The following is a 469-nucleotide window of genomic DNA, read 5'->3' as shown; positions in this document are numbered from 1 at the left end:
GATCAACCTTTACCGCCACCAGGCGATGGTTGCGGGGCAGAACTGCAAAGCTGGTTTGAACCTCCAAAACCGGGAACAACAAAGCCTGAGAAGAAGACACCGCCTCCGTTGCCGCCTTCCTGCCAGGCGCTACTGGATGAGCACGTGATCTAATGGAAACGTTTAATAGCCTGTTTATGGTTTCCCCGCTGTTGCTGGGAGTTCTCTTTTTTGTCGCCATGCTGGCGGGATTTATCGACTCGATTGCCGGTGGCGGTGGGTTACTCACCATTCCGGCATTGATGGCGGCGGGGATGTCTCCCGCTAATGCGCTGGCAACCAATAAACTGCAAGCCTGCGGCGGCTCTATTTCCGCCACTATCTACTTTATTCGCCGCAAAGTGGTTAGTTTAAGCGATCAGAAACTCAATATCGCCATGACCTTTGTCGGCTCAATGAGCGGCGCACTGCTGGTGCAATACGTTCAGGC

2 protein-coding genes are annotated in these 469 nt (G+C 53.7%); both read left to right on the top strand.

What is annotated here, in order from left to right; genetic code table 11:
• On the top strand, positions 1–153 hold a 153-nt coding region (locus C1I92_RS35745; protein WP_199521843.1), incomplete at its 5' end, for a penicillin-insensitive murein endopeptidase.
• Positions 153–469 (top strand): TSUP family transporter (locus tag C1I92_RS33010; protein ID WP_146605393.1); only part of this gene is annotated, 317 nt, incomplete at its 3' end. The genes C1I92_RS35745 and C1I92_RS33010, both read left to right, overlap by 1 nt.

This window comes from Jiangella anatolica (genome assembly GCF_003236295.1).
Classification (GTDB): Bacteria; Actinomycetota; Actinomycetes; order Jiangellales; family Jiangellaceae; genus Jiangella; species Jiangella anatolica.
This window is presented reverse-complemented; position numbering and strand designations above follow the sequence as displayed.